Origin of the sequence: Bacillus sp. JJ664, assembly GCF_036962205.1 — a bacterium.
In the GTDB taxonomy this organism is placed as follows: domain Bacteria; phylum Bacillota; class Bacilli; order Bacillales; family Bacillaceae_G; genus Gottfriedia.
On the sequence record NZ_JBALMS010000124.1, the window covers coordinates 1,073 to 6,849 of the forward strand.

The window sequence follows — 5,777 nt, forward strand, 5'->3', positions numbered from 1 at the left end:
AGTAAAAAAGCCATTAACAAATGTAGGTTTTAATATTTTTTTCCATAGCCAATTAGGAATACCGATAATCAAAAATATTGGAGCAACTAAGTACAATAAGCCCATTTCTGTCATATGTGCACTAAAGATAATATGACCAATTAAATCAATTGGGCTACCTTGTGCGATATAAATAATAGCGATACTAAGTATAAAATAGACTTTTTGTTTTGTTTCCGTTACATTTTGTTTTGATTGATATTTATGAATCAAATAAAAATAACCAGCAATTACCAAAAGTAAAAATACGAATAAGTAAGGACTCCAAAGAGCTTTGAATCCGAACATACTTAAATTAATCATCGATGCACACCCTTTATCTCTTGAATTCACTCTTATTGATCACTACTGCTTACATTAATATAATGATGGCGAAAAAGAAAGCATCTTAGTAGTAATTAGATTCTATAATAGAAAAATACACAATTCAAACTATTATACTACTAAATTATATACCAGTATTAACAATTTGTTCAAATTTAAGTATGACAGAATTATGTCTAAATAAAATTATTATTCATTATATAAGTTGAAGGAATGACTATCTTCACCGACACTATTTTGACATAGAAAAAGGAAGTGAATATGATTCACTTCCTCTTTTCTTTACAGCCAGATTAAAGTTAAGAATGTTAATAGTGTAATGATCGCAACTGTCAATCCAGAGTATAAGAAGAATGACGTTGTGCTATGTCCTTTATTTTTCATATGCATGAAGTAATAAAGTTGGAAAACTAATTGAACTACCGCTAATAACAAAATAAACGGTACTGTGAAATATGCATCCATATGTTCACGGTAAATGACAGCTGCAAATGAAGCTAGTGTTAAAACGATCATGAATAAGAACGAAATAACTTGTTGCTTCATTTCTTCTTGATGTTTGCGTCTGTGATACTTTAATTCAACTTGATTGTGACCTTGATGAGAGTTTGTATTTGTACCCATGCCTTATCCCACCATTCCCATTAAGTATACTACTGTGAAGATGAAAATCCATACAACGTCAATAAAGTGCCAGTATAAACTTGCTACATAGAACTTAGGTGCATTGTATAAATTTAAACCTCTTCCAGCGTTTCTTAACATTAGTGTAGTAATCCAAAGTAACCCAACAAATACGTGAGCACCATGTGTTCCAACTAATGTATAGAATGCAGAACCAAATGCACTACTTTTCATTGTAAACTCATATTCGTGCATATAATGTTTAAACTCGTAAATTTCTAATAATAAGAAACCTAAACCTAATAATAATGTTATTCCTAACCATAGCATCATCTTCTTATGTTCGAAATTTTTCATGTGATACATAGCATATACACTTGTTAGTGAAGATGTTAAAAGTAACATTGTAGCAATGAATACTAATTTAGGTTCGAACATTTCACTTGCACTTGCTCCACCTGCAGTAGAGTTTCTTAACGCTAAAAACGTACCGAATAATGAAGCGAATAATACTGTTTCTCCACCTAGAAATAGCCAAAATGCTAAGAACTTATTTTTACCTTCTTCGGTTGCTTTTTCAGGGTTATGCGGGAACGTTTCAGCAGTAAATTTTTGATTCATTTCCATTATGCTTTAACCCCCTCGTCCGCTAAGTCTTCTTTATGAATATGATAACCATGATCATCAATCCATGAACGTAAGAACATACATCCGAACGTAATCACTAAGCCAAGGATTAAAACACCTACTGCTGTATGATTTTTTAAACCATCATTATATAGTGCCCCAAATGAAGCAATAAATAATCCTAGTGACATAACGAATGGAAGAATAGATGAATTTGGCATATGAATATCACCTAATGGTTCAGCTGGTGTCATTTTACCGTTACCGTCCATTTTTTCTACCCATAATGCATCTAATCCACGAACGTATGGCAGTTGAGCAAAGTTATATTCAGGAGCTGGAGAAGAAATTGCCCACTCAAGTGTACGACCTACACCCCAAGCGTCGCCTTCTGCTTTTTCTCCTTTAACAGCTGTGTAAATTACATTGATTAATAATACGATTGTTGCAAGACCCATGAAGGCTGCACCAATTGAACTAATTAAGTTTCCTGTTTCTAGACCTTGTCCTGGTAAATATGTAAAGTAACGACGAGGCATACCCATTAATCCTAAGAAATGCTGGATAAAGAATGTTAAGTGGAAACCAATAAAGAATAAAATGAAAGTTAGGATTCCTAATTTTTCATTTAAAATTTTACCAAACATTTTTGGCCACCAGTAGTGTGCACCAGCGAATAAACCGAATACTACCCCACCTACAATTACGTAATGGAAGTGAGCTACTACGAAATAACTATCATGGAATTGATAGTCAGCAGGAGCTGCAGCATTCATAATACCAGTTACTCCACCTAATACGAATGATGGAATAAATGCAACTGACCAAAGCATTGCTGTTGTAAAGCGTACTTGACCGCCCCAAATTGTGAATAACCAGTTAAAGATTTTAACACCAGTTGGAACAGCGATTGCCATTGTTGCTACTGCGAAGATCGCATTTGCAACTGCACCAAGTCCATCAGTGAACATATGGTGAGCCCATACCATGAAACCTAAGAAACCAATTAATACTGTTGCGAATACCATTGAAGAATATCCGAATAAGCGTTTCTTAGAGAATGCTGGAATGATATCTGAGAAGATACCAAAGGCTGGTAAAATAAGAATATATACTTCCGGATGTCCGAAGATCCAGAATAAATGTTCAAAGATCATTGAGTTACCACCTAATGAAGCGTCAAAGAACGCTGTACCAAACAGGCGATCGAACATTAATAATGCTAAACCAATTGTTAATGCTGGGAAAGCGAATAAAATTAATGCTGAAGTAACAAATACAGTCCAAGTAAATAGTGGCATACGCATATAAGTCATACCAGGTGCACGCATGTTTATAATTGTTGCTAAGAAGTTAATACCCCCAGCTAATGTACCAATACCTGAAACCTGTAGACCCAGTAAATAGAAGTCTACTCCATGAGATTTACTAGCTAAAGCTAATGTTGCGTATGAAGTCCAACCTGCATCAGGTGCTCCACCTAAAAACCAACTTAAGTTTAAGAATATTCCACCGAAGAAGAATAACCAAAAACCTAAAGCGTTTAAGAACGGGAATGCTACGTCACGTGCACCAATTTGTAAAGGCACGATCGCGTTAAAGAATGCAAATATTAACGGCATTGCCGCTAAGAAAATCATTGTAGTACCATGCATTGTTAATACTTGGTTATACGCATCACCTACTAAAAAGGTGTTGTCAGGAATTGCTAATTGTAATCGAATAAATAACGCTTCCATTCCACCAACTAAGAAGAAAAGCCCTCCTGCTATTAAATACAGGATCGCAATTTTCTTATGGTCGACTGTCGTTAAATAGTCCCATATAAGTGGTTTCTTATGCCCTACAGAACTCACAGTATTACCCCCTTTGCTTCATATCCATCCATTATTTTGCAATTTTTAAGCTTAGTAAGTAAGCAGATAAAGCATCAATCTCTTCATCAGATAAGTCGCCATATTTACCTGTCATTAGGTTTCCAGGCTTCATTGATTCAGGATTTTTTAACCATGCTTTTAAGTTTTCTTCGTTGTTATCTTTAATACCAGCAACCATTTCACGGTCACCGAAATTAGCTAAGTTAGGTGCAAGACGTGCAGCTGGTGGTCTTGTGTCATTTGCATCAGCAGCATGACAACCGATACAGCTTTGTTGGAAGATTTTTTCTCCCTCACTAGCATCTGCAGTTACAGCTTGACCTTTTTGATCTTTCATCGAAACTAACCATTGATCATACTCTTCTTGACTAACAGCTTTTACTTTAAATTGCATTAAAGAATGTGAAGGACCACAAAATTCTGCACAAAAACCATTATATGTACCTTCTTTATCTGCTGATAACCACATTCTGTTTGTGCCTTCAACGTTTGTATCAATTTTACCTGCTAATGATGGTACCCAGAATGAGTGTTTAATATCTTCACCTTTTAAGTTTAAGATTACTTTTTTTCCAACTGGGATAATCATGTCCTGAGACGTGACAATTTTTGATTTTGGATACTCAAATTCCCACCAGAAAAGATGAGCGTTTACATTTACAACAATTGCATCTTTCTTTTTCTCATCTTTTGCGATTTGTTTTTCATCAGAAAGCTTAAAAGTTTGTGATACAGTTGGAACTGCTAAAATGATAAGTAAGATAACAGGAATAATAGTCCAAAGAAGCTCTAAAGTATGACTACCTTCAACTTGCTTAGGAATTACATCTTCTTCCCCTTTACGATGACGGAACTTAACGACAACATAAAGGAAAAGTACTGTTACAACAGCAACAACAAATACCATAATAATAGTACTTAGCTTCATAAGCTCGTACTGCATTTCTGCTACTTCACCTTGAGGAATCAATGTAGATTGATTTGGATTACCAACACATCCACTCAATATCACTGCTATCAAGGAAATTAGCGAGACTAATCGCCAATGTTTCATAAGTATACTTCCCCCTCTTTCAATTTAAAGTGTTTCATTCTTATTTGAAAATAAGATTAAACAAACGATAAAATTTCCCCCGTAATACCCCTAACTAAAACGAAATTGTAAACACAATCATTGACATGAACAGAAGTGTTAAATAATTTATTGAGTAAATAAACATTAGTTTTGAGAACTTTTTATCGTCCTTAAGTTTATAACAATAAATTCCCAATACAATCCATCCTACATTCAATATTGTTGCAAAAATAATAAATGGTAAACCTAGATCTTGCATGTAAAATGGCAGAGGTAATAAACAAAGTACCCAGATCATCACTTGACGTTTCGTCATTTCAAATCCGTACACCACTGGTAACATAGGAATACCTGCTCTTTTATATTCTTCAGAGCGACGCATTGCTAATGCTAAAAAATGTGGTGGTTGCCAAATAAACATGATTAAAAACAGCATCCAAGCAATAAAATGCAAATTCGCATCAATCGCTGCCCATCCAATTAATGGGGGTGCTGCACCAGATATACTACCTACTACTGTGTTTAACGTGTAATTACGTTTCGTCCAAAGAGTGTATAGTACGATATATGTAAATGCACCAATAAATGCATATACAACAGCCATTAAAGTAGTAAAAGCCATAAAAGTAAAACCAACGATTAGTAACATAATTCCAATCGAAATTGTAACACTTGGTTTGATATTTCCTGTTACAGTTGGCCTATTTTTGGTTCTTTCCATGTATGGATCAATATCTCGATCAATATAGTTATTGATTACACAAGAACCTGCAATGATTAACGATGAACCTATAATTGTTAAAATTGCTTTTGGTAAAGTTTCTAATATATCTAATCCATTTAATTGGATAGCTAACCAAATTCCTGTAAACGTTGTCAGTATATTAGAATTCACGATCCCTATTTTCATTAAAGAAAGTAAATCTTTCTTTAGTGAAGAAGAAGGATGATCCATTTCCCTATCATTAGAAACATTATTTGCTAATTGTTCCAAGTCAATCCTCCTCTTTTCAACAAAACTTCATATTTCATTAAACGAATATAATGTTGTTTTAATCATTATTAAATTTTAACCTATTTCTATTAAACTAAATCAAATGAAATATTTGTGATGAATATATGAACAAATTGTGTACGTTTCAAAAAAATTTTAACGTAAACAGACTAGCTTTTCAATACTAAATACTATTTAATTATAAAATTAATTATTT

The 5,777-nt window shown here is 33.8% G+C and carries 6 protein-coding genes; all 6 read right to left on the minus strand.

The window, feature by feature from the left end:
• Nucleotides 1-342: cytochrome c oxidase assembly protein (locus tag V7056_RS17250; protein ID WP_499703641.1), on the minus strand; the 342-nt coding region annotated here is incomplete at its 3' end.
• A gap of 303 nt (nucleotides 343-645) precedes the next feature.
• The gene (gene ctaF / locus V7056_RS17255; RefSeq protein ID WP_499703642.1) at nucleotides 646-987 is read right to left on the minus strand and encodes a cytochrome c oxidase subunit IVB; all 342 of its coding nucleotides are present in this window, start codon (nucleotides 985-987) and stop codon (nucleotides 646-648) included.
• Nucleotides 988-990: 3 nt separating this feature from the next.
• Nucleotides 991-1,614, minus strand: a complete 624-nt coding sequence (ctaE, locus tag V7056_RS17260) for a cytochrome c oxidase subunit III (RefSeq protein WP_499703643.1) — start codon at nucleotides 1,612-1,614, stop codon at nucleotides 991-993.
• The gene (gene ctaD, locus V7056_RS17265; RefSeq protein WP_499703644.1) at nucleotides 1,614-3,470 is read right to left on the minus strand and encodes a cytochrome c oxidase subunit I; all 1,857 of its coding nucleotides are present in this window, start codon (nucleotides 3,468-3,470) and stop codon (nucleotides 1,614-1,616) included. The genes ctaE and ctaD overlap by 1 nt, the downstream gene beginning before the upstream one ends.
• 31 nt (nucleotides 3,471-3,501) lie before the next feature.
• Nucleotides 3,502-4,545, minus strand: a complete 1,044-nt coding sequence (gene coxB / locus V7056_RS17270; RefSeq protein WP_499703645.1) for a cytochrome c oxidase subunit II — start codon at nucleotides 4,543-4,545, stop codon at nucleotides 3,502-3,504.
• 94 nt (nucleotides 4,546-4,639) lie between these two features.
• Nucleotides 4,640-5,521: a heme o synthase gene (cyoE, locus tag V7056_RS17275; RefSeq protein ID WP_499703646.1), complete on the minus strand. Its 882-nt coding sequence runs from the start codon at nucleotides 5,519-5,521 to the stop codon at nucleotides 4,640-4,642.
• Nucleotides 5,522-5,777 lie beyond the last annotated feature (256 nt).

Bases quoted from the DNA above. Each gene is read 5' to 3' on its own strand.
- cyoE (WP_499703646.1), bottom strand. From the start codon at position 5,521: ATGGATCATCCTTCTTCTTCACTAAAGAAAGATTTACTTTCTTTAATG.
- ctaE (WP_499703643.1), bottom strand. From the start codon at position 1,614: ATGGAAATGAATCAAAAATTTACTGCTGAAACGTTCCCGCATAACCCT.
- ctaF (WP_499703642.1), bottom strand. From the start codon at position 987: ATGGGTACAAATACAAACTCTCATCAAGGTCACAATCAAGTTGAATTA.
- coxB (WP_499703645.1), bottom strand. From the start codon at position 4,545: ATGAAACATTGGCGATTAGTCTCGCTAATTTCCTTGATAGCAGTGATA.